Origin of the sequence: Chitinophaga skermanii (assembly GCF_003259335.1) — a bacterium.
GTDB classification, from domain to species: Bacteria; Bacteroidota; Bacteroidia; order Chitinophagales; family Chitinophagaceae; genus Chitinophaga; species Chitinophaga skermanii.
This window is the reverse complement of the sequence record NZ_QLLL01000004.1, coordinates 15,689-39,692: the sequence shown is the minus strand read 5'-3', so window position 1 is coordinate 39,692 and position 24,004 is coordinate 15,689. Positions and strand designations below refer to the sequence as shown.

25 protein-coding genes and 1 other RNA gene are annotated in these 24,004 nt (G+C 43.0%); 6 read left to right on the top strand and 20 right to left on the bottom strand.

The features are described 5' to 3' along the window. Position 1: 1 nt before the first annotated feature. Positions 2-538, bottom strand: a complete 537-nt coding sequence (locus LX64_RS10730) for a DUF1543 domain-containing protein (protein WP_111597664.1) — start codon at positions 536-538, stop codon at positions 2-4. A gap of 56 nt (positions 539-594) precedes the next feature. After that, complete coding sequence (locus tag LX64_RS10725) at positions 595-1,317, bottom strand: SMI1/KNR4 family protein (protein ID WP_111597663.1); 723 nt, start codon at positions 1,315-1,317, stop codon at positions 595-597. Positions 1,318-1,415: 98 nt separating this feature from the next. Between LX64_RS10725 and LX64_RS10720 the strand changes: the two genes are divergently transcribed. Then, complete coding sequence (locus tag LX64_RS10720; RefSeq protein ID WP_111597662.1) at positions 1,416-1,823, top strand: Dabb family protein; 408 nt, start codon at positions 1,416-1,418, stop codon at positions 1,821-1,823. A 37-nt stretch (positions 1,824-1,860) separates the two neighbouring features. Continuing rightward, complete coding sequence (locus LX64_RS10715) at positions 1,861-3,744, top strand: gamma-glutamyltransferase family protein (protein WP_111597661.1); 1,884 nt, start codon at positions 1,861-1,863, stop codon at positions 3,742-3,744. Here LX64_RS10715 and LX64_RS10710 read toward each other — a convergent pair whose 3' ends face one another. The 13 genes from LX64_RS10710 to LX64_RS10650 all read right to left on the bottom strand — a co-directional run bounded on the left by LX64_RS10710 (position 3,745) and on the right by LX64_RS10650 (position 14,917). Beyond that, the gene (locus tag LX64_RS10710; protein WP_111597660.1) at positions 3,745-4,728 is read right to left on the bottom strand and encodes an ABC transporter ATP-binding protein; all 984 of its coding nucleotides are present in this window, start codon (positions 4,726-4,728) and stop codon (positions 3,745-3,747) included. Positions 4,729-4,883: 155 nt separating this feature from the next. Next, positions 4,884-6,626 (bottom strand): Hint domain-containing protein, encoded by a 1,743-nt coding sequence (locus LX64_RS10705; RefSeq protein WP_111597659.1) that lies wholly within the window; start codon positions 6,624-6,626, stop codon positions 4,884-4,886. Between the two features lie 93 nt (positions 6,627-6,719). Beyond that, positions 6,720-6,995, bottom strand: a complete 276-nt coding sequence (locus LX64_RS10700; protein WP_111597658.1) for a hypothetical protein — start codon at positions 6,993-6,995, stop codon at positions 6,720-6,722. Positions 6,996-7,018: 23 nt separating this feature from the next. After that, on the bottom strand, positions 7,019-8,053 hold the full coding sequence (locus LX64_RS10695; RefSeq protein WP_111597657.1) for a cyanobactin maturation protease PatG family protein: 1,035 nt from the start codon (positions 8,051-8,053) through the stop codon (positions 7,019-7,021). Between the two features lie 30 nt (positions 8,054-8,083). Next, positions 8,084-8,350 (bottom strand): hypothetical protein, encoded by a 267-nt coding sequence (locus LX64_RS10690; protein ID WP_148707278.1) that lies wholly within the window; start codon positions 8,348-8,350, stop codon positions 8,084-8,086. A gap of 2 nt (positions 8,351-8,352) precedes the next feature. Then, a complete protein-coding gene (locus LX64_RS26025; protein WP_158538591.1) occupies positions 8,353-10,131 on the bottom strand; it encodes a LamG-like jellyroll fold domain-containing protein in 1,779 nt (592 codons plus the stop codon). Between the two features lie 30 nt (positions 10,132-10,161). Then, positions 10,162-11,139, bottom strand: coding sequence for a cyanobactin maturation protease PatG family protein (locus LX64_RS10680; protein ID WP_111597654.1), 978 nt, complete (start codon positions 11,137-11,139; stop codon positions 10,162-10,164). A 14-nt stretch (positions 11,140-11,153) separates the two neighbouring features. Beyond that, a complete protein-coding gene (locus LX64_RS10675; RefSeq protein WP_111597653.1) occupies positions 11,154-12,044 on the bottom strand; it encodes a S8 family peptidase in 891 nt (296 codons plus the stop codon). Between the two features lie 31 nt (positions 12,045-12,075). Continuing rightward, complete coding sequence (locus LX64_RS10670) at positions 12,076-12,555, bottom strand: hypothetical protein (RefSeq protein WP_111597652.1); 480 nt, start codon at positions 12,553-12,555, stop codon at positions 12,076-12,078. Positions 12,556-12,573: 18 nt separating this feature from the next. Continuing rightward, positions 12,574-13,149, bottom strand: a complete 576-nt coding sequence (locus LX64_RS10665) for a hypothetical protein (RefSeq protein WP_148707277.1) — start codon at positions 13,147-13,149, stop codon at positions 12,574-12,576. A gap of 16 nt (positions 13,150-13,165) precedes the next feature. After that, positions 13,166-13,675, bottom strand: coding sequence for a hypothetical protein (locus tag LX64_RS10660; protein ID WP_111597650.1), 510 nt, complete (start codon positions 13,673-13,675; stop codon positions 13,166-13,168). Between the two features lie 30 nt (positions 13,676-13,705). After that, a complete protein-coding gene (locus tag LX64_RS10655; protein ID WP_111597649.1) occupies positions 13,706-14,158 on the bottom strand; it encodes a hypothetical protein in 453 nt (150 codons plus the stop codon). Positions 14,159-14,245: 87 nt separating this feature from the next. Continuing rightward, positions 14,246-14,917: a LuxR C-terminal-related transcriptional regulator gene (locus tag LX64_RS10650; protein WP_111597648.1), complete on the bottom strand. Its 672-nt coding sequence runs from the start codon at positions 14,915-14,917 to the stop codon at positions 14,246-14,248. A gap of 164 nt (positions 14,918-15,081) precedes the next feature. Here LX64_RS10650 and LX64_RS10645 point away from each other — a divergent pair, with 164 nt between their 5' ends. Both LX64_RS10645 and LX64_RS10640 read left to right on the top strand, forming a co-directional pair. Further along, on the top strand, positions 15,082-15,642 hold the full coding sequence (locus tag LX64_RS10645; RefSeq protein WP_111597647.1) for a flavin reductase family protein: 561 nt from the start codon (positions 15,082-15,084) through the stop codon (positions 15,640-15,642). A gap of 133 nt (positions 15,643-15,775) precedes the next feature. Then, complete coding sequence (locus tag LX64_RS10640; RefSeq protein ID WP_111597646.1) at positions 15,776-17,272, top strand: alpha/beta hydrolase; 1,497 nt, start codon at positions 15,776-15,778, stop codon at positions 17,270-17,272. Positions 17,273-17,304: 32 nt separating this feature from the next. Here the strand turns inward: LX64_RS10640 and LX64_RS10635 are convergent, their stop codons facing one another. The 5 genes from LX64_RS10635 to LX64_RS10615 form a co-directional block, all read right to left on the bottom strand. Beyond that, positions 17,305-17,673, bottom strand: a complete 369-nt coding sequence (locus LX64_RS10635) for a PKD domain-containing protein (protein WP_148707276.1) — start codon at positions 17,671-17,673, stop codon at positions 17,305-17,307. Between the two features lie 519 nt (positions 17,674-18,192). Further along, positions 18,193-18,568: a transfer-messenger RNA gene (gene ssrA, locus LX64_RS10630) on the bottom strand. 94 nt (positions 18,569-18,662) lie between these two features. After that, a complete protein-coding gene (gene rseP / locus LX64_RS10625; protein WP_111597644.1) occupies positions 18,663-20,015 on the bottom strand; it encodes an RIP metalloprotease RseP in 1,353 nt (450 codons plus the stop codon). A gap of 42 nt (positions 20,016-20,057) precedes the next feature. After that, a complete protein-coding gene (locus tag LX64_RS10620) occupies positions 20,058-21,221 on the bottom strand; it encodes a 1-deoxy-D-xylulose-5-phosphate reductoisomerase (RefSeq protein WP_111597643.1) in 1,164 nt (387 codons plus the stop codon). 112 nt (positions 21,222-21,333) lie between these two features. Next, entirely contained in the window at positions 21,334-22,833 is a 1,500-nt protein-coding gene (locus LX64_RS10615) for a GH3 auxin-responsive promoter family protein (protein WP_111597642.1), read from the bottom strand. Positions 22,834-23,162: 329 nt separating this feature from the next. Here LX64_RS10615 and rplU point away from each other — a divergent pair, with 329 nt between their 5' ends. Continuing rightward, on the top strand, positions 23,163-23,465 hold the full coding sequence (gene rplU, locus LX64_RS10610) for a 50S ribosomal protein L21 (RefSeq protein WP_111597641.1): 303 nt from the start codon (positions 23,163-23,165) through the stop codon (positions 23,463-23,465). Positions 23,466-23,526: 61 nt separating this feature from the next. After that, positions 23,527-23,799 carry a 50S ribosomal protein L27 gene (rpmA, locus tag LX64_RS10605; protein ID WP_111597640.1) on the top strand — a complete coding sequence of 91 codons (273 nt, stop codon included), beginning with the start codon at positions 23,527-23,529 and terminating at the stop codon, positions 23,797-23,799. Positions 23,800-24,004: the final 205 nt, after the last annotated feature.

The window sequence follows — 24,004 nt, the reverse complement described above, 5'->3', positions numbered from 1 at the left end:
GTTAAAATTTAAAATATCCCAAATGTAATTCATCTTCCGCTATATCTTTCGCAGGCGAGATATGTATTTGGTAGGTATTTTTCTCTTGGGCGGATAGAATATCCATCACGGGGTACACATCGTCTACATCCACACCGTATTTATCATCGACGTGGGTGGAGTAATTATGTTTGAAGAACGCCGTTTGTTTAGCTGCCGCGATGGCATCGGCCATAGAGGGATTTACACTGAGTATTTTGTAGTGAAATTCTTCCATTTCGCCGGGTTTATAGCCGCCGAGGTTAAGGAAATAGAGTTGTTCAGATGTAGCTGTAATTGGCAGCGTACGTGGTTCAACGGAAATGGCATAATCGCCTACTTTGGTTACTTCGCGCCAAGCATCTACGTGCATTTTACCCGATTGTGGCCAGAATGCGAGAATGGCGGGTTGTAATTGTTCCCAGGTATCGGCAATGCCAAAGAATACGTCGTGCTGCTCGGTATGCCTGCCGGGAGGTTTACAACCTACCACCAGCATAAATAATTTCTTGTTCGACATTCAAAATGATTTATGCTTACAAAGTAAGTCGACAACTTGGAATTTGCGATTTTGTTTTATAAGTGGAAGATTTTTTGGAGGAAGCCTTTGCGTTCTTTCCGTTCAATGCCCCAGAGGTAGAGTGTTTCGTGGCGGATGGGATCTTCTTCGGCATGGCCGAATGCAAATCCTGCTTGGTTGGGTTTACCTCGTAAATCGCCTATGCTAAAGTGTTCGGGCAGTTGTGCTGCGAATTCCCGCAAGGCAACATCGTTACTATCTTTTGCCATGGCATGGTCGAGCAGGGAATTGTGTTCGGTCCATACATTATACACTACTATTTCCTGCACGGTATTGAGCGTAGAATGTTGCATTTTTTGCCCGAATTCGTGTACTTGGAAGATGAATTCGGTTAAGTCATTAGCTTGTTTTATTACCACCCCGGGATCGTGGCAAACGAAGAATACACAGCCAAGCTTTCCATCTTTATTGATATCTAAAAGCCAAAAATTTCCGAGGTCATCGCCTGCTAATTGTAGCGCGAAGGGGAATAATTCGTCATAATCTTTAGCAATAGTGGAGAAAGAGATTTCTTCTATCCCCCAAAAATCAAACCCGCGGGCAAATGCTAATAATTCGCGTAGTTCACCGGGGAGCTGTTGTTGGGGAAAAAGTTTCGCGAGTGCTGTTATTTCTTCTTGGGTAAAAGGTTCAAACAATGCCACTTGAAACTGATCGCCATCTATGGAAGTATATTCCACGTGCAGCATCGACTGCAATTGGGCCAAGGGTGTTATCATAAAAAACAGTAACAGGTTTAACTTTACTACATGGTTTCCATCTAAGTTAGAAAATTTATCGCTGTTTTTTGTATTTTGACAGCATCAACCTTTATTGTATGCAAAAATCAAATCGTAGAAAATTCCTAGGTACAGCCGCTGCATTAGCAGCAGCAACAGCCGTTTCGGGCAACCCGGTTGCAGATGCAAAAGCCAAATACCCAGTTGTGCACCATGTGTTCTTTTGGTTGAAAAACCCGGACTCGGAAGAAGACAAACAAAAGCTGGTTGCCGGTGTAAAAAAACTGAAGAACATCCCCACTGTGAAGGTGCTACATGTAGGCGTTGTAGCTAGTACAGAGAAACGCGAGGTAGTCGACAATAGTTGGCATGTATCGGAGCTGATGTTCTTTGCTGATTTAGCAGGCCAAGCTACCTACCAAACACATCCTTTGCATTTGGATTTTATCAAAGAATGCGGTCATTTATGGGAGAAAGTACTAGTGTACGATATGCTGGAAGTATAACCTTTCACGCACCCAACTAAACTAATAGATCTTTCTTATGAAACGTTTCATCACCACGCTCCTCTTATCCGCCACCACCCTTATTTCGAAAGGGCAGGCCACCCAGAAACCGCCATTACATGGCAAGCATTGGATGGCCATTACCGGGAAACCATTAGCTGCTACAGCCGGCAGCATGATCTTCCAACAAGGCGGCAACGCCGTGGATGCAGCATGTGCCATGTTGGCCGCTACTTGTACGATGTGGGACGTGTTAAGTTGGGGTGGCGAAACGCAAGCATTGATCTACCACCCGAAAACGGGTAAAGTTATTGCCATTAATGCGTTGGGCGTTGCTCCTACCGGGGCTACACCGGCGTTCTTCAAAAGCAAGGGCTATAATTTTCCACCGGAATATGGGCCGCTGGCTGCCGTCACACCCGGCACGCCTGGCGGGTTGTGTTATATGTTAGCACAATATGGCACCATGAGCTTACAGCAAGTATTGGCGCCAGCCATAGAAATGGCAAAAGGTTACCCTATTGAAGCACAAACGGCCAACAGCATAGAACGTGCGAAAGACCGTATTAAAACATGGCCTTACAGCGCGAAAGTATTCTTACCACATGCCGGTGAAAAGCGTGAAGCACCGGAAGCAGGCGAAATATTTGTGCAAAAGGATTTGCTACTCACCTTGCAAAAATTAGTGCAAGCAGAACAGCAAGCCCTTCAACAAGGAAAGTCGCGTAAAGATGCGATAATGGCTGCTTATAACCGCTTTTATAAAGGCGACATAGCCCAAGAGTTTGTTCGCGGCAGCCAAGAACAAGGCGGCTTAATCACCCTGCAAGACCTCGCTAATTGGCGCGTTATTGAAGAAGAACCAACGCACATCAACTACAAAGGCATCGACGTGTACAAATTGCAAAGCTGGACACAAGGCCCGGCCATGTTGCAAGCTTTGAATATCCTCGAAAACTTTGATTTGAAAAGTATGGGGTATAATTCCCCCCAGTACATACATACCGTGTTCCAAGCGATGAACTTATCGTTTGCTGACCGGGATTTCTATTACGGCGATCCTTACTTTACGAAAAACATTCCCATGCAAGGATTGCTTAGTAAAGCCTACGCAAAACAAAGGGCACAATTAGTAAACCCACAACAAAACTTGGTGAATGTGCAGCCGGGTGATCCTTTCACTTTTGAAGGCAAACCAAACCCCGTAAAGGCATTACTGCTTCGTCATGCGGGTTTAACCGACAGCACCCTTCAAAACAACCAAAGCGCTACGCCCAAGCACGACGTAGTGAAAGCCGATATCGACTACCAAGATCGTTTATGGCGCGGCACTACCAGCATAGAAGCTGCCGATGCCGAAGGTTGGGTAGTATCTGTAACGCCAAGCGGTGGTTGGATTCCTGCATGTATTGCCGGTAATACCGGCGTGGGGATGAGTCAACGTATGCAAAGTTTCGTATTAGACAGTGCATTAGCCCCTTATAACGTGGTAGCACCGGGTAAACGTCCTCGTGTTACTTTAACGCCTTCCTTGGCCCTTAAAAACGGCCAACCGTTCCTTGCCTTTGCCGTGCAAGGTGGCGATACGCAAGACCAAAACTTGCTACAATTCTTCTTAAACATGGTGGAGTTTAATATGTCGGTTCAACAAGCTACGGAAGCAGCCAATATCAACAGTAACCAATTATGGTTATCGTTGGGCGGTACGGCATTGAAAGACCGCCAACCGCGTGATGGTAGTATTCTCGTACATAGGAACACGCCAGATTCAACTAAGAAAGCACTTCAAAAAATGGGCTATACCGTGCAAACGGGGGATCGCACAAGTGGGCCTATCAACGCTATTTACTTCGACTGGAAGCATGGGTCGTTATGGGGAGGCAGTAGTAATAACGGGGAAGATTATGGTATTGGTTGGTAACTAGAGCAACCAACCACCACCGGGTGTAATGGTGATGAATACTTCATCGCCTTTTTGGAAATTACCGCCTACGTTCCTTACGGTTAGTACTTGATTGTTGCTACGGATCTCGATTTCGTAATGGCTACCCATGTAATTCACCCTTTCTACATTTCCTTTAATAGCTTGGCTACCGCCTGCTACCAGTCGGAAATTTTCGGGGCGTACGAGTAATTGTTTGCCATCTTGTTTCATACCGGGTAGGGCTGCAAATACTTGTGCATTGGCATCGTTTAAGAGGTTAAACGGGCCGAATAAGCTGGCTACGTATTCGTTTACCGGCTGTTTGTACACTTCTTCCGGCGTACCTTCTTGTACAATTTGACCATTTTTCATCACAATAATTCTATCGGCCCAAGCGAGGGTATCGAGCGGGTCGTGGGAAGTAAGGATGAAGGTGGTATGTAATTGTTCGCCTAAATCGTTTAATACGCGTTTGAGGATTTGTTTATGGCCTAGATCGAGGTTCGAGAAGGGTTCGTCGAGAATGAATAGTTTAGGAGCACCATTGAGCAATCTTGCCATGGCGATGCGTTGTTTTTCGCCGCCAGATAATTCGTTTGTTTTACGTTTAGCGAGGTGATCGATGTGCAGGGTGCGGTATAAAACTTCCGATGCTTCATCGGTTAACTTATTGCTGTACGATAGAACTTCTTCTACCCTATAGTTATTCCACAACTCGAAATGTTGCGACAGGTATGCAATACCTGGGTGGCCGGGCATGAGTTTCTCGTGTACCCCGCGTACGCGTTTGTCTTCTAACATAACAGTACCTTCATCGGCTTGGGAAAGACCGGCTACCAATTTCAGCAAAGTGGTTTTACCTGCACCCGACTCGCCTACAATGGCCAGCTTTTCGTTGGTTTGCAGTGTGAAATCGATTCCTTGCAAAATGGGGTTTTGTCCTTCTTTCTTTTTTAGCCCTGATACCGTTAGTAAGTTCATAAATTCAAGCAACGCGTTAATAATGGCGCAAATTACGCAAACTTGTCCGAAAGGTGGGATTTGTTTTCAAAGAGCCTTAAAATCACAAAGACCAGCGAAATGGGCTGGTCTTGTGTACGTGTAGACGGGAAAACAGGTTGTGAAAATTGAACTGTTTATGGTTTCCGCTTATTTAATTTTTGGGTGGAATGATAATCGGTATGCCATTCTTTTGGCAACTTCTTCAAGGCATTTTCTTGTTGCATGGGTTCGAAATATTTGTAGTACGATTGCATGCGGCTGTCGCCTACGAGGATGCCGTTTGCAAAGAACGTGGCATTGTCGTTACCGGGTTTCGGGTCGTTGCTTTCACATTTCGACAACGCTAAGTTCCACACTTCGCCATCGTACTTTTCGTGTTTAAGACTGATAATAGTGGCTTCGCCTTTATCGGTTTGGATTTTATCTTTCTCCTTCAAGTCTTTTGCCGGTTTAATGAAGCCAACACCTACAATGGGGTGGTCTTCTGTTACGAGCAATTGATGGCCTTTATCGTCTTGTATACGGATCAAATCTTTGGGTTCTCGGCCGATGGTATTGTATTCTACGCAGTAGGCGGTTTTATCTTCTCCATTTTTCAGCTTGGCGAGCATGGGTACATCTTCAATTTTCTTTTGTAAGCCGTCGGCCAACGTAATCATTGTACCTTTTGCAATACAACCAGATACGATATTCATAGCTGGGATCTTCTGTTGATTGGCGTTGGTTACGGCATCGGATGCATTGGTAACCGTTGCGAAAGCGGGTTGATAAGTTGGTCCTACTTTCACGAAGAGCGTGAGCTGGTAGAGTACGCTATCGCCGCTGGCTAAGCAAGTGTTTTGGAACATAGCACCGGGGATATTCCAACTAAGCTTATTACCTGTTACGGTTACATAATCGAAGAAGTTTCCGCTTAATGGAATGGCAGCGCAGCCACCACCGGCGGGCAGCTTCGTAACGGTAATATTGGCGAATGCGCCGTTATTGGGTTTGCCATTACCATCTACACTTACGTTACCATCGTAGATCACGTAACCAGTTACGGGGAACATAAAGTTGGGTACAAGGCCGGGACTACAATAAGTGCAATTAGGTGTTTTCCTGGTCATGCATACAGTTATGATATTTGTATCGCCACAGGGGTTATTATCGCATGCATTCACAGGTTGACCTAAAGTGCATGGCATGGGGTTTATGTTGATGATACTATCGACTACGTTTGTGGTGGTGGCGAGTTGGGTACCGTAATGGGCCACACCATCCGGGGTCATATAGAAATACGCGAAGGTAGCATACACGGTATCGTATTTCAGTTTATCGGCGATGGCTGCGGAATCGATCCCGAAAGTACTGCCTTGCAAATCGCGACTGTAGTTGTACACGGTTTCAGTAATTGCAGGACCGATTGTATCGCCATTGGGAACATACAATGATAACGAAATAGTTGAGGTTAATACTTCGGTGGGGATGGATGATAAGCCGGATACGTTGTATTTAATATGATCATTAGTATTGAACGAGGTAATCTGTTGAATAGGTTCGGTAGTGCTACCTTGTGCTGCACGGGACTCGAACATTTCGGGCGCTTTAGCAACGTGTGCTAAGCGGTTTTGTTCGAGCACAGCGAAAAATTGGGGGTGAGATGTTTCTGTGTAACCAGAGCGGCGTAATAGGTTTTTATAGAATCGTAATTGTATACTGTCGGCGAAATTCAGGTTTAATGTTCTGCCTTCTTTCAACTTAGCAAACATATATTTCGCGTCTGCTTTCTCTTGTTCGTAATTATTGGTGTGCGCGTTTTTATCAACCGTTTTGCAACCCATCCAGCAAAATGCTGCTAGTGTTGCAACGATCAACATTCGTTTAAATTGTTGCATTCTTATTATTTACAAGTTTTCATAAAGAGTAGTAACAAAAAGCTGCTGAGCATGTAGTAGAAACAACACTTGCGGGCAGCTTTTCTTACGTTGCTATAAACATCCCATAATGGACTGAACTAAGGCAGGACCGGCGCATGTTGCTAAGCAAGCGGGATTTGGTCCGCATGAAGCCAAGCAGGATACTCCTTTCGGGCCGGCAGCTGCTAACACGCAGGGGGCTTTACCAATAACAGCAGAGCCAATATCTTTGATAATATCAAAGATACCTGCGGGTTGTACTTGTTGTGCAGATTGGAATGATCTGCTAGCATAAAACTGGCCGCTATTGCGTACAGTTGTGCTGGATGTAAATGTAGGTAGCTTCATATGTGAAGATTTAACTGAAAAAATTAAATACCGGGATAGTATTTCGCCCAAGGCACCACAATGAATGGGAACTCGGTCGACACATCTACCGTTACCGCATAATTGATTGTAGCTGCTGAAATTTTACTTTGGTAGGTGAATACGATGGTGACAATTTTCATTTCACCATATACTTCTACGGGGTTTGCATTCACACGTTGCAGCGAATATTCATCTGTATTCTTATACTGCATAGTCCATGTTTCAACATAAAACACCATGTAACGCAATACAATGAAATTGAGCGCGCGGTATTTATCGTCGTCACCTGTATTTTTAATCAACTGTAATGCGTTGTAGAAGATTACGGTAACTTGTTGTGTTAAGTCATCGCTGCCGCTCCCCCCGCTCCCACTTCCACTACCGATACTACTGATAATGGCACCTGTTTTCTGGATGGCTTTGATAATTGCTTTTACATATTCAGTAGCCGTTATTTCGTACAACTGTGTCATGGTGACGTATTGCAGTTGTTGCGAAACATTTACCTCCAGGAAGCTGGGCATTTTTTCGCCGAGAAGAATATCGTATACAATTTCATTCGGGCGAGGCGCGATAGATTCGATGAGTTCGCTGAGCATGCGGTTGGTGGTAACCTTGATAGCGTACATATCTAGGAACCCATACACTTGGAAAATCCAGTTCATTTCCCGGGCGATGTACAAGTTGCGTGGTTCACGCAAGTACTTGAACGCGATCATGGAAAAGGGTAGATTTTTATCTGCCGGGTCGGTTACAGCTACTTGGTAAAACTCGTTTTCCAAGCTTTGAGATGGAAACCGGGGAATGATATCACCAGACACGTACACATACTCTTCCGTTCCGCCATGGCCGCATGTACAACCGCCACCGGTTGGGGCAGCATTACCGGCATTACCTTGACAACCGCATTGAGGTTGAATAAGTGTTTTATTGGTGTTTTCAAGAAAACGAGCCGTATCGAATTTGGGCGTTTTCATGGGATAAGGATGGTTTTGCGGGTGTTGCAAAACACCGTCATTTCCCCTTGTATATTTCATATGAATGTGTTTGTGAGTGAAGAAGAAAGATCACAAGCCTTGATATTGCTTCATGGCAGCTTTATTACAATTCATGATACACTTTGCAGCACCTTCCCCGGCACAATTACTCCAACAAGCATAGTCTGTTAAAGCACATCCAGCACATGCGGAAGCAGCGGAACCGGCGCATTTTTCGAGACATCCTGAAGATGTTTGTAATGACAAGGAAGTACCTGCACGGTTCATCCATCTATTCGTATAAACCTGTTGAGCAGTATGTGCATTGTACATGGGTAGTGAGCGATGCAATTTCATGGTTATTTCTTTTTAGATGATGAACGAGTAGCAGCTTTCTTAGCCGGTTTCGCGGCGGCTTTAGCAGCTGCTTTCTTAGGAGCGGCGGCAGCTTTTTTGGGAGCTGCAGTTGCTTTACGCGAGGTAGTAGTACCACGGCTGCGAGTAACTTTACGAGCCCTTACGGATGCTTCTTCTGCGATTTTTTCCATCAACCCTTCACCAATGATAGGGCCCATGGCTTCTGCTTTTTCTTCGAGGTATAATTGCTTACGAACGTGGCTACTGATATATGGAATGAGATCTGTATTACTTTCGATAAATTGTGGCGAACGAATGATGGTAGAGATTTCCCATGCTTCTTCGTCGTTGTACGTGGTACAGCCGTAGATATACGCATTGTTATCGTTACCCGAATAATCGAACCCAAAGCAACCGTATCCTTCATTCAACTGCCAGTTAATCACCATTTCCATGTTCACCGATGTGCGGAAGGCTAAGTTCGATGTAGTAACCGCCCAGAGTTCATAATTAATCACATTAATAAACGCTATATCCAACATCGAATCAGTAATTAACTTCTTCCAAGTCACCCTTTGATCAACGGAAATATATACCTCGCCTGCTAATGTTAATACAGCTACAATGTTATTATAGGTTTGCACCATTTTAACAGGGTTAGTAAAGTTCGCTACGGGTGCGAATGAACCTGCTTTACCACCAGAGGTAGAAAACACCAATTGATTAGTAGTCGTAACGGCGTATATAACACTCGGCATTAAGGCACTCACCCAACTATATTTATAATCGGCATTTAGTTGTGCAAAAGGCGCCCCGTTTACCATCGCCCATAATGAACTATCTGTACCAATGCCTACCATTAAATTGGGTACAGCAGAATTGATCGACATCATGGAAGCGGGATAAGTATTCGTCCAAGTAGTTCCCCCGTCGTACGAATTATAGGTATTATATGAAGAGTTGTTTAAAGATGCCCACACCGTATTACTTTGCTGCTGAACGGCGATATTGTAGTAGAGATTATTCGGTTTCGGCTTAGGATCTTCCCATGTTAAACCGTTATTTAGCGACCTAATAAGATATGTTTCACCATCATATGGCTGAGGTACTACTGCCAACAAAATGGATTGCAAGGTATTATTCTGCATAAACCAGCCCCCGGCAATTTGATTAACTTCTGCATCGAGGCTCGACAATTGCCAAGGCACCAACATACCATCGCCGTAAATATTACGGTTCATATCTTGCTCTACATTATATGCCGGGCGTACGTTATTCCATACCCTAAACTGGGTGAGTTTCCCTTTAAAAGAACTACTCATATTCCCACCTGGCGAACCTTGTAATTGACCAATTACGAGGGAGCCTCCGGGTTGAATGGTAGTCATGGCCGCCAATATGGAAGAGTATACTAGCACCCCATCTTTATACAAAAGCAGTGTACCTGTTGTATTTTCCCATGATAATGTGAAGTAGTGCCATTCATCGATTTCAGTAGTCGTATTCACGAAACTAACATTCGTGGCCGCTACTTGAATGTTGTTGATATAAATGTTGATGTTTGAAGGGTTGGTAATAACAAGTGACTTCTCACCTGTTAATGTATACGAGAGGATGGTGCCGGTTGAATTTGTGTTGGCCAACATCCAAAACTCGATGGTAAACGCCGTACTAACGAAGTCTTTTACAGGATTTGTTAGTAGGTAGTCTGTAGTTGTACCGCCCAGTGCAATGACCGTGTTAAATACGGGGTCGAATTTGGGAATGGTGATTTTAGTCATATTGAAATGCATTCATTACATGGAAAAATATCATGGTGCTGGGTAGTAGCGTGCTAAGTGCCTGCTTGCCATGAATGGGAACATACCGGTTACATCTACTTTTACGTAGTAGTAAATGATATCAACGGTATCACGTGCTTGGTATTGGAAGATCACGTCCATAATGCTTCTATTACCTTGTACATTGCTGCGTTGAACATCTACACCTTGCAGGAAGTATACGCCTGGTGGGTATGAAGGGTCTGGCGTTGGGTTTTGCATTTGCCAAGCCATGTAATAAATTTCTTTGGAGCGGATGGTGAGGTAGTTTAATGCACGGTGTGCATCTGTTTCGCCGGCATTATCGGTAATGTCGAGCATTTGAGAAAGCATGCTTTCTACGATGGTTCTAGGAATGCCCGGGATATTGCTCACCATGGCATCTACGAATTGATTGAACGTGAAGTAGTACGTTAAATCTGCAACGGCAGTAGGTAATTGTAAACCGTTACAACGTTCTGGTGAAGCGAGTGGGCCTCTTGTGCCTACTACTACGTCGAACTTTCTTTCACCTACAAATACCGGTTCTAAAGCCGCGATAAAATGGTAGAGTTCTACGTTGGAACGTGGCGTTAGAATGTAACTGTCGACCCCTTGTATACTCAAGATCCAGCACATACGTTCGGCGATGTACAGGTTTTGGCCTTGACTTAATACTTGGTAAAACAGTGCATTTGGGGGGCCTTGGGCTTTGAATTCTTGGTAGGCGTACATGTATTCTTCCTCTAAGCTTTTATTAGGGAAAGAGGGATAGATGTTACCGATTGCGTATACATAGCCTAGATTATCGGGCTGAATGCCCTCCCCGCCTCCGCCGCAGCCACATTGTGGATCAATGCTTGCAATGGGTTGCGATTGCGGTATAATCTGTTGCGTAACAATAGGCGCTTCTGCAACCGGGGTTACGTACTGCGCCGGTGCAGGTTGAATGGTTGGAGTGATGTCCTGCATAGATTGTTCTACATTCATAACATGATTTTATTTTACCGGGTTTTGATGATTCGTTCTAAATGCGCTTTGCTTTGCGCCACGTTCAGTAAAGGCGGAATGATGCCACGCTTGCCTGCTTGTGATTTGGTGAAAGCTGCGTGAATATCACCTGCTTTTGCTTCGGGGTATAACGACCATAACAACGAGATGCTTCCTGTAACAAAAGGCGCTGCAACACTGGTGCCTGACAGGGCGGTATGACCGCCACCAGACTTAATATGTTGCATTTGCCATCCGGGTGCCATTAATCCACGTAAGCCTATACTACGGCCAATATTCGACGCTGCCACGGGGCGGGCTTGTTGATCGCATGCTACTACGGGAATTACCCAGGGATGATCGAATAACGGGTTGTGCCCTATTCTTCCATGGTTACCGCTAGCTCCAACAATAATTACCCCTTTCCGAAATGCTTCATCGAACGCTGCTTGTAGGTTGTGCTGATCTTCTTTTTTAAACCCAACACTCGATAATCCCAAGCTGAGGTTGATCACTTTGGCACCCTTGTTCATCACAGAACGAACGGCCGTTGCTAAATGATCCATTGTTACTTCGGGGCATTGGTTAATATCGGCTGCTTCACAGAAAATGGGACGTGCCCAAAATGTACAGGCAGGACTAATACCGGGGCTTTGCGCTTGGCGATGTGCGCCTAGTATGCCCGCTACGAAAGTGCCGTGTGTACAAGCGTAACTGGTATTTGAACGACAGGTAACACCTGCATCATCGGCTGCCTGGAAATTAGACTGGGCAAGGTCGTGATGCGTAGTATCTACTGGTCCGTCGATTATACCTACATGAATGTTTGGTTGGCCGCTGGTTTGATGCATCAAGTCGTTTAATTGCACCATACTGTACGCAGCATTCATATCCGATGACTGCATTTAATTGCTATATCAATGATAAATACGATGATTATTTTTTAGTTGTAGGGATGCCGACGCCCATATTTGCTCCACAAACAGTATCGGGTGGTGTAATACCATTTAACTGTAACACTTTGTAAGTACAAGAACAGCAGTTATTGGATGTAACACTGTACTTACCACATTCTTCAAATTGTTTGGCCATTTGTTGGAAGCGGGCCATCGTCATAGTACCCACCTTCGTACATACAGCTGAAGCATGATCGGGGGCCATATCGGGTGTACCTTGTTGTGTGCTACTAAAGGAAGCCGAATTCACGGTTGTATTGCCTTTTTTTGCACTGAGGTAACAATGTTTCAAACCTAATGAAAACGAGGCACCACCCAAGTTTCTATTACAGGCATAGATATCGAATTCCTCTTCTTTTGCGGAGGCGGCTGTATGAATGCCGACTGTTCTTCGTTGAACGGTTTGTGTATAATGATAATGCGAAAAATAAGTGGAAGTGGTTTCGAACCGAAGTTTCATGAACAATGATTTTCTTTGTTAACAAATCACACATCTCTTTCTATCAGTACCGAACTTATGATTGACTGTAAAAAACTTTTGAGGGGCATCTAATCCATTTCTTGCTAAAACACTGGTAGCACAGGTACAACAATTATTAGAAATCACATCATACTTACCACAGTCTTTGTACTCTTCTTTCATTTGCAACCACAAGTCGCTACTTATTTCTGTAATGGGGTAGGCAACATTTTTCTTGTGTCCTTGCCTAACATCTGGTTGACCACCACCTGATTGTCCGTATGACACTGATTGTAGGATATTATTACTTTCCATAAAGGTGGGTGTGATTTGTAGGAAGCAATGATCGCCTACAAGTCCTTTGATGCCTATGAGTGGCCTTACTACTCCCCATAAGTATACTTTACTTGGCAGCATACTATCGGGTGTATTAATTTCATTCCTAGATTCATCTAACAATGCTTCGCCCTCACCTTCTTCATCAGCAGCCAAGCGAATACCCTGGTGTAAAGCCATTCTTCCTCGAAGTATTCTTTGCTGCGAAGCTTCGGATCTCTTCCTGTATACATCGCCGGTGGTCATTCTCAGTTTCATACAAGTAGGTTTTGGTTTACATTACTGCGCACTGCCCTGTAGTACCGATATGATGATTAGCGTCGGTAATAATTGTAGGAACAGCCAACCCTTGATTTAGAAGCGCATTTCTTGTACAAGTACAGCAGTTATGTGAAAATAGATGATATTGGCCGCAATTATTATAATAGTAGTTTTTAAGATTCAGCCATGTTTGCCTTGGAATTGTTTGTACGTAGGCAGTTGTATTAGTTAAATCGTGGAGCGCCCTAACATCTGGTCCTGCTCCGTTAGGGCCATAAGAAATACTTTGCAACACTTCGGGTCCATCACCTTTTACCAATAGAAAGCAATGTTCACCGAAATGTTTTTTTATTCCTAATAGCGGTCGTTGTACAGCAAACAGGCGAAGGTTCGCTGGTAAATCGTTATCATTAGGTACAGCGTCGGCAGCCAAACGAATGCCTAATACATCAGCGACTGAACGGCCCGTATAACGGCTTCTTCTAAACTCGCTTCCATCATATGTTCCAATCTTTAACTTCATACAGATAGCTATATTATTGTGAATGGAGAATTATGTTGTTGGGTTTGCTTTTGTAACGAATGCGGGTGCCCGTTCACCAATGGTATTGAGGGCACTGGCGGTACAAGTACAGCAATCGTGTTTACGGAATTCAAATTCTTTTGTACCGCAATGTTCGCGGTAATAGCTTTTTATTTTTTGCCATGAAGCAGGTGAAATATTCTTACGCACGAGGTGACAAGCATTGGGTCGGTTAGGACGCTTGTCGGGGTTGCCCGTTTCATCCGGTCCAAAAGAAATACTGTCTTCAATTGAGCCATTATTCCCAATGAGTCGTATGTAGCAATGGTCTACAGGGTTTCCATCCAAATTTCCGGTACGAACGCAGGCTTCAATATCACTTTGTAAAGAAATACCGTGGGTATTGCCACGATTAGCATTTCGTTGAACCGCACTTATTCCGTTATAGCTGCCTACATTCTTCAATATAGCAGGTAACTTCATAAAGAGGTTTTATATGGTTTCCAAATTCGTGCATGAAATTAAACAAGAAACTTTACATGTGGCTATCCCATGAAAGGGTGGTTTGGCTTACATAAAAGGGTGATAAGTGCGTGTATCCATCATCTTAGACATGATTTCGCCTTTGGATTTAATATCGAGCTTCTTATATAACCGCTTGATGTGGTGGCGTACGGTTTCAATAGAAATTTCTAAATCGCTCGCGATCATTTTGTAGCTGGCGCCTTTGGTAAGATGATGTAATATTTGTTGCTCGCGCTTGCTTAGATCGGCATCGAAAGGCTGTTTCGCGTCGGCAACAAGTACTTGTATAATACTTTGTGTAATTACGTTCGAGATGGGAAAGCCTTTGTTGGGATAGGTGTTTACAATATCATGTATGAAGGCTTCATTCAACTCCTCTTTCATCACAATACCCCGCATCCCGATCCGCAGGAAGCCAATCGCTTTTTGTACATCACTATCCGCCGTGATAGCAATGACTACCATCTGCGGGTAACTCACTTTTTGCATGAAATGCATGAGCGTTGTGACGGCATAATCGTCCACATCAACAAACAACATTAAGGCTTTATCAACGATGCGAAATAAATTAAAAATCTCGTGCACACCAGGTGATAACAAACACATATTCTCCAATCCAGGCAAGCATTTCAAGGTTTCAAACAACGTTTCGTTTGCACTGATAATAAACGGGGAATATGATAATATACAGGTGGCAAAGCCACTTTGATTCATCATAGAACGCTATAATTTAAGCGGGGTTACAGATTGGTTTCTATAAAAATAAATATATCGTTGCAATTGTGCAGACGAATATTTATATATTATTTCGATACATATAATCGGAATCATATTTCTTGCCATCATGGCATCATGATTGTAGCTGCAATAGAAAAGAAAATATGTCTACTTCTTATCGTAAAACTAGCTTCCCCGTTTCCGATGTACGCAGGTTTTTAGAACCGGGGCCTATTGTATTGGTGAGTAGCTGTTATAAAGACCAGCGTAATATTATGACGATGGGTTGGTATACCGTCATGGAGTTTACACCTAGCTTAATTGGTTGTATGATCACTGCTTCGAATCATAGTTTCGAGTTGATTAAAAAGAGTAAAGCATGCGTGATAAATATTCCTACGTACGATTTGATTGATACCGTTATTGGGATTGGTAATACTAGCGGTGCTACCATTGATAAGTTCGAAGCATTTGGGTTAACACCGGGAAAATCGCTGCAGGTAAAAGCTCCACTGATTAAAGAATGTTATGCGAATTTTGAGTGCAAGGTGGTAGATACGAAACTACTGAACAAGTATAATTTCTTTATTTTGGAAGTAGTGGAAGCCCATGTTGCGAAGACGCCCAAGTACCCTGAAACGGTTCATTATAGAGGCGATGGTGTGTTTATGGTGAGTGGCAAGAATATTAATAAACGGAAGTTGTTTAAGAAAAGTATGCTGTAGATATTTTAACAATCTATTGTGCTTAAAAAGCAATATCTTTAGTTAGATACACAAAGCGAAAGATTGGCCCCGTTGACTAGATGTGTGTTCTGTATTCGATCCCGTTTATTGTACTTATGAAAAACCTAGTATCATGCCGCTTTCGAGAATATTAATCATCTTCTTGTCGTTTGCTTTTTACTTTCCGGCAACTGCGCAACAAAAAGATTCCGTACAACAAGTATTTCATGAAGAATGGCAGGTGGCCCTTCACCATTTTGCGGCACATCTCGATTCCAATTATGCTAGCATATATACGTTACCGGAAAAATCTTTTGTCAGCAAAATAGATGCTGCGAAAAAAGTATTCGCTACCCTGGCATCGAAATACAAAACGCAGATCGACCCGCGCGATATGGCGGAGCAACAATTAGCGACTAAGTATTATTTTGATAAACTGTTGCTCGATTATCCTGTTCAACATGATATTTATACCGAGAAAACACAAGTTTATACTCCTTACTTCCAAGGTGTAGTAACGAGTCATTTGAAGGATTTCAACCAGCCGCAATTATTACAGCAAAGCTATTTTACCGATTATGGGAAATCGTTCTTCACTTATGCCATTCAACAAGAATTAAAGAAGCCTATTTACAAAAATCTCGACAACCAACAATTGTTAGCTGCTTGGCACGTGATTGCGCAGTATGTATCAAACCAAGTATGTAAAGATTATTGGCAGGCAGAATTTTTGTACCAACATATCGACTATAACGGGATTAAAAATATTCAAACTGTTTATAACAATTTTAAAGCGACTTGTAAGGATACTGCTGTCTTACATAAAGTAGTGAACGCTTATGAAGAAGATGCAGCGGGAAGAAAAGGGCATTTGATAAAAACGTACAAAACGGTGGGTGCTTACAACTTGGATATGCATATCTTTTTGCCCAGTGGAGAAACGGTTGTGAATAAAAGAAGGCCGGTGATTGTATTCTTTCATGGAGGGAATTGGTCGGTGGGTAAGCCCGATTGGTTCTTTGAGACTTGCGAGGCCTATGCGCAAAAAGGTTGGGTAGCTTGCGCTGTGGAGTACCGTACCTTTCGCAGGCATGGCACCCTCCCCTTCGAAGCCGTGATGGATGCTAAAACAGCTATTCGCTGGATACGGGAGCAAGCCAATGATTATAACATAGACGCTAACCGGGTAGTAGCCTCTGGTAACTCCGCAGGAGGCCATTTAGTGCTATGTACGGCACTAGTTGACCTTTGGAACGAGAAAACCGATAATTGGACGTATAACCCCGTTCCAAACGTATTATTGGTAAACGCCGGGATCTACGATTTAACAGGCCCCAATACCGCCTGGATGCGTAAGGATTTGCGTAATAAGAACAGTGTGAAGGAGATATCGCCTAATTACTTAGTAAATGCCGGCCTACCTCCTACTTTGCTAATACATGGAACCGCTGATAGCACCGCTCCTTTTGTGGCGGCGAAGTATTTCTTTGATCATACCAAGCAAGCGGGTAATGCCAACTTGGAATTTGTACCATTGGAAGGTGCAGGCCATTTCATTACGTCGGACCCGAAATATGCCGGCGAGGTAGAGAAATTGCGGGCGGTGTATTTATCGCGGTTTGGGTTGTGATCAATACATTTACGCTCGCTCTTAACGTATATTTAATTGACTGTAATCGTCTTTTTAGGTGATGGCGTGCAAGTTGAACTGCCCCTTGTGAGCTTAATGCTGGTTGTTACGGTGTAAGTTCCGGCTGCAGTATACACATGGGAGCTAGTTTTTGCGGTTAATGTTTCTGTAGTACCATCTCCATAATTGTATGTAACTGAAGCAACTGTAAGTGAACCACTGTAATTGACCTCTACATGCACCAGTTTAGGATTGGTAGCATCTACATTTACTTTAATGCTAGTTAACAAGCTCTCTCCTAAGCAATCGACCACGGCGTCGGCCGATTTTTTACAATTGAATCCCAACATGGCTAGGCATACAATTCCCGTCAGGATTGTCCAAAGTTGATTTTTTCTCAAAATATAGCGGTTTTGTGGTTGAAATAATAGCGCTTCATGGTGGTAGTCATACGGTTGTGCGTGACAGGTTTCAGTTACAAACAACCTGTAGCATAATTTGTTGAATGGGGATGATGGCTTTATTGGGGGAAATAAGTCATTGATAGGGATATATGAAGGTTAATACAACATCATTCCATAGCTACCAATATGGGAGGGAGCAGAAGGAAATACAAGGTATATAGGGGTAACACGTGGAATTTACTTGGTAGTTACATGGAATCACATGGAAACTACATGGAAATTACTTAGAAGTTACTTGGAAGCTACTTAGTAAACAGCTGCTAGCTACCTAGTGTGAATAGTCAAGTAATAGTATATTAACAGGGAATGAGTAGGGAATAGATAGAAGGTGATACGGTATTCTACATGGATGATTAAACCAGCTTACAGTGAGTATTGGGAGTGGATAGGAAAGCATACAGTTAAAGCCCAAAAGTACTAACAAAAAAGGCAGATAATCGATGATTACCTGCCTTTTAGTGGAGTCGGCGGGAATCGAACCCGCGTCCAAACATATTCTCCAATAGCTTTCTACATGCTTATTTGCGCATTGATTTTTCGAGACTCAGCAGGGGCACAACAAACCAACCTCGTCCTTATCCGTTTGAGCTTCGGTATTTACTCACAGAAACCATAAATACCTATCCCGTTTTTTTTGATGATTCGGCGGCGGACACTACAACAGGCGGTAGTTATCGGCGGCTATAATGGATGTCTAATCTCTGATTAGGCAGCCATGGCGTAGTTATTTTCGCCATTTGAAGTTTGAGCATTCAGATTAACGTGCTAATTACACAACGCACGACATGCTTACACTATCAAAGACCCTATGCTGTCAAAACCAGGCGACCCCAGGTTTCTATGTTTAATTAAAAACAGCTTGCAAAGATAATGATTTTTCATCATTCCTGCAAGCTGTTTTCTATTTTAACAAAATTCTATTTCAATTACTTAAATATGGCGCGCCATACATCCAAGCCATTCGCAAATAACAAGAGGCCGAATAATAACACCATACCCACAATTTGCGCGTATTCCATGAACTTAATGCTCGGTTTACGTCCTGTTACCATTTCATATAACAAGAACAATACGTGACCACCATCTAATGCCGGGATCGGTAATATGTTCATGAATGCTAGGATAATGGATAACAAGGCCGTTAAGTTCCAGAAGCTATGCCAATCCCATGCATCGGGGAATAATTTCGCGATACTACCGAAACCACCTAAGGATTCAGATGCTTTCAATTCGCTGCTTTTCTTGAATAACAAACCAATTTGTTGTACATAGGTTACCAACGTTGAAATTGCTTTGCTAAAGCCGGCTGGAATGGCTTCTATGAAAGAGTATTTCACGGTTACTTGGTGGAATACTCGTTGCATTTGTTCTTCCCCAATGCGCATGCCCAAAATACCGTCGGCCGGTACGTTTGCTTTGATTTGCATTGTATCGCGCTCGTTCCGTACTACTGTTATGGTAGCGGCTTGGTTTTTAAGGCCTTGCATGGCCGTAATTACCTCGTCGTTGTACTGTGCAGGTTGACCGTTGATCGCGATGATTCTATCATCTACTTTCAAACCGGCTTTCTTACCTGCGCTATTTTCAGTAAACTCACCAATAATAAAAGGCATTCTCAATTGGAAGGTACCGCCGCCTTGTTTCGAGCTGGCTAATGCGCCTCTAAAACCGGCCGGTAATACCAAGTTCAATTGCTGTCCTGCCCTATCTACTTGGATGCTTTTAGCTTCATTCAAAATAACTTGTGCAGGAATTTTGTGGAAAGCTTCTACTGGTGAATTATCTACAGAAATGATTTTATCGCCGTTTTGTAAACCTGCTGTTCTACCTAAAGAATCGGTTACGATACCATATACAGCATTCTTAGTAGGCAAATAAGATTCGCCGTAATGCCATAAGATCATCGCGTAAATGAGGAATCCAAGAATTAAGTTCACCGTAACACCACCAATCATTACAATTAACCTTTGCCATGCCGGTTTCGCTCTAAATTCCCAAGGTTGCGGCGGTTGCATCATCTGCTCTTTGTCCATACTCTCGTCGATCATCCCGGCGATTTTCACGTAACCACCTAAAGGAAGCCAACCAATACCATATTCCGTTTCGCCTTTTTTAAACTTAAAGAGGGAAAAGCCTGGGTCAAAGAACAAGTAGAATTTCTCTACTTTGATTTTGAATAACCTGGCAGGGATAAAGTGCCCTAATTCATGCAACACAACCAATATCGATAGCGATAAGATTAATTGAGCTGCTTTAATTAATATAACTTGGATTGTCATGTACTGATGGTTCTTTTTCTAAAATTTAAATGGTAAGGGGCTTTATGTCAAAGCGTTGATCAAAGATGCGGCATGTTCACGCGCTGCAGCATCAGTTTGATAATAATCGTGTAGCGTTGGCTTTTCGATGAAAAGTATCTTATCTAATGTTTCTTCAATTACTTCTGTCATTTGTAAGAAGCCAATCCTATTCTTCAAAAACGCGTGTACCACTTCTTCATTCGCAGCATTCATAATACAAGGTGCATTCCCCCCTTTCTTCAACACATCCATAGAGATGGCCAAGTTCCGGAACGTTTTCACGTCGGGTTGCTCGAAGGTTAAGGAAGGGTAGTTTTTGAAGTTGAAGCGTGGGAACTCGTTATCCAAACGGTTCGGGTACGCTAAGGCATATTGGATAGGCAATTTCATATCGGGCAAGCCCATTTGCGCTTTCAAGGAACCATCTGTAAACTGCACCATCGAGTGAATGATGGATTGCGGATGTACGATTACCTCTATTTGCTCGGCTTCTAACCCGAATAACCATTTTGCTTCGATCATCTCTAAACCTTTGTTCATCAAAGTGGCAGAGTCGATACTTATTTTGGCGCCCATGCTCCAATTAGGATGTTGCAAGGCGTGGTCTTTCTTAACGTTGATTAAGTAGTTGGTTTTCTTACCTAAGAATGGCCCACCCGATGCTGTTAGGATCACTTTTTCGATCTTGTTCATCGGCTCGCCTTGTAAGCATTGGAATATAGCCGAATGCTCGGAATCCACAGGAATTACGGGTACATTCTTTCTCGCAGCTGCTGCCATCACAATATCGCCGGCTACTACCAAGGTTTCTTTGTTGGCTAATGCAACAGGGGTACCTTGATCGATGGCCGCTAATGTTGGTGCCAAACCGGCAAAGCCTACGATGGCTGCCAACATAAGGTCGATCGTGCTCCAAGTAGCTACTTCAATCATAGCTTGCGACCCGGCAAATACTTTAATGCCTTTGTCGAATAGCACATTTTTCACCTCGTTGTACTTGCTTTCATCTGCAATAACTACCGCGTTGGGTTTGAATTGCAATGCTTGTGTAATCAACAAGTCGGCATTTGAATTGGCTGTCAAGACTTCCACCTCAAATAATTGCGGGTGTGCTGCAATCACATCCAACGCCTGCTTCCCGATAGAACCGGTAGAACCGAAAATTCCAATTCGTTTTTTACTCATGACGTGTATACAAATGAACAGGTACCGTGGCACCTGTTCTGAAAATAATTTTAAAAATCAATGTGTTAATACGGGAACCGAATTTAGGTATTATATAATAATGACCAAAATCCTAGTTACCGGCCACGAATTTTGATAATTCGTCGGCTATTTTGCGGTCGTTACTCAAGCGTGGTACCTTATTTTGGCCACCTAGCTTGCCGATAGAGCGCATATAATCGATAAAGCCATTCTTCTTTAACGGCCTGATTTTCAGCGGTTGCAAAATGCTTCCCGTTAGTAAATCGTTATAATAAATATTCTTTTTACGCAGGTTTTGATCCACTTTCAAGGCAAAAGCATGCATATCTGCCGGCATTTCCTCGAATTCTACGAACCATTCGTGGTAAGGTAATTCGCCATCTACTTGTACGCGTGGGGCTACTGTGAATTCCGTGATATGCACATTCTCTTCGGCAGCGGCCGTCATCAAACTATGTTCCACCTCTTCCCCGATCACGTGTTCTCCAAACGCAGAAATGAAGTGTTTAGTACGACCTGTTACCACGATTCTATAAGGATCGGTAGATACGAACTTCACGGTATCGCCGATATTATAGGCCCATAAACCCGCGTTGGTATTAACTACGAGGGCGTAATTTACGCCAACTTTCACATCACGAAGCGAGAGGCGTGTTGGGTTTTCGTTAAAGATTTCTTCGGCAGGAATGAATTCGAAGAAGATCCCGCTATTTGTATTTAACAGGAGCCCTTCGTGTTCTTGCGAGTCTTGGAAAGCCATAAAACCTTCGGAAGCCGGGAATGTTTCCACGGTATGGATGGGTCGGCCAACGGCGTCGAATAACTTGGCTTTATAGGGTTCAAAATTCACCCCTCCGTGCGCGAGCACGCTCAGGTTTTTGAATAATTCGCCTACTTTTTTGCCGCTTCTTTCGATGAGTTCATCGAAATACATTTGCATCCAAGGTGGTATGCCGCTGATGAGCGTCATATCTTGGTTAATTGTTTCGTCGACGATTTTGCCGAGTTTGGTTTCCCAGTCTTCTATACAATTGGTAGTGTAAGAAGGTAATTGGTTGGAACGGAGGTACTTCGGCACGTGGTGGTTCACGATACCGCTTAACCGGCCTGTTGGGATATTACCGATTCTTTCCAATTCGGGGGAGCCGGAGAGGAAAATCAGTTTCCCGTCGGCAAAGGAGGTGTTTCCTGTTTCGTTCATATAGCAGAGCAGGGCATTGCGGGCCGTGTCGATATGATTCGAAATAGACTCTTTGCTGATAGGAATATATTTAATACCGCTGGTGGTACCTGATGTTTTTGCGAAGTAAATAGGTTGGCCTTTCCACAGCACGTTGTGTTTACCTTCCTTTACTTTATTAATATATGGTTTCAGTTGCTCGTAATCGCGAACTGGAACGGCTTGTTTAAAATCATTGTACGACTGGATGGCGCCAAACTTATGATCTTGTCCAAACTCTGTTTTCTTACCTACTTTAACGAGGTCCTGCCAAATAGCGTCTTGATCTTCTACCGCCCTGTGCATTTCTTTCTTGATCCTATTGGCAACAAGGGAAGCAAATGGTTTGGCCAGCAGTGCTTTAAACTTCATGCCCAAATTTTTAATAAATAATGAACGTAAATAACAAAAGTATAAAAATTAAGCACGATTGCATGCGGTGTGGATAGATTTTAACAGGTTGGCTATATCGGCCCTAGTATTGGGTTCGGTTAAAGATTGTATGGTGGAGGTTATACATACGAATAAGAACAATTGTTAAAAAAATCTAAAATTGTAAAAACTGCGTATCTTTGTACGTGTTAAGGTGTTATTCATGGGAGTTTAGTCTATGGGTAACATTATCCTTTTAAAAAATCTGCAAATTCTTTGTTTGTTTAGAAACAAAGCATACCTTTGCAGGAAATTATTTTTGGATTACTATGTTCGCAGTTGTAAAAATCGCAGGTCAGCAATTTAAAGTACAAAAAGACCAGGAAATTTTTGTACACCAGTTACCCGGTAATGTAGGTGACAAAGTAGAGTTTCCTGAAGTATTACTGTTAAACAATGATGCCCAGCTGACTGTTGGTACTGATGTAAAATCAGTGGTAAAAGCAGAAATCTTAAGTCACGTACAGGGTGATAAAGTAATAGCTTTCAAAATGAAGAGAAGAAAAGGCTTCAGAAAGAAAGTTGGTCACAGAACTCACTTTACTAAGATTAAAATTAACGAAATCGCGTAAATTGATTTCGTTATGAAATTATTACGTACATTAATAACTAGATTCTAAAGTATATCATACAATGGCACATAAAAAAGGTGAAGGTAGTGTAAAGAACGGTCGCGACTCCCAAAGCAAACGCTTAGGTGTTAAAATCTTCGGTGGCCAAGTAGCAGTTGCTGGCAATATCATTATTCGCCAAAGAGGTACTGTTTATCATGCAGGTTCAAACGTAGGAGTTGGTAAAGATTTTACCATTTTCGCGTTGACTGACGGTGTGGTTGAATTCCGTAAAGGAAAAGAAAACAGAACTTACGTATCAGTTAAAGAATTTGACACCATCGCAATGGCTTAATAGCCCTTGTGATGTTTGCCATAAAGTTTTTTTCTAGCCCAAATTTTAATTACTAACCCAAAATTCAAAAAACAATGGCAACAATCAGAAAAGGTAAAGCGGCTGCTAAGAAAGCTGCTCCTAAAAAAGCTGCTGCAAAAAAAGCTGCTCCTAAAAAGGCTGCTGCAAAGAAAGCTGCTCCTAAAAAAGCTGCTGCTAAGAAAGC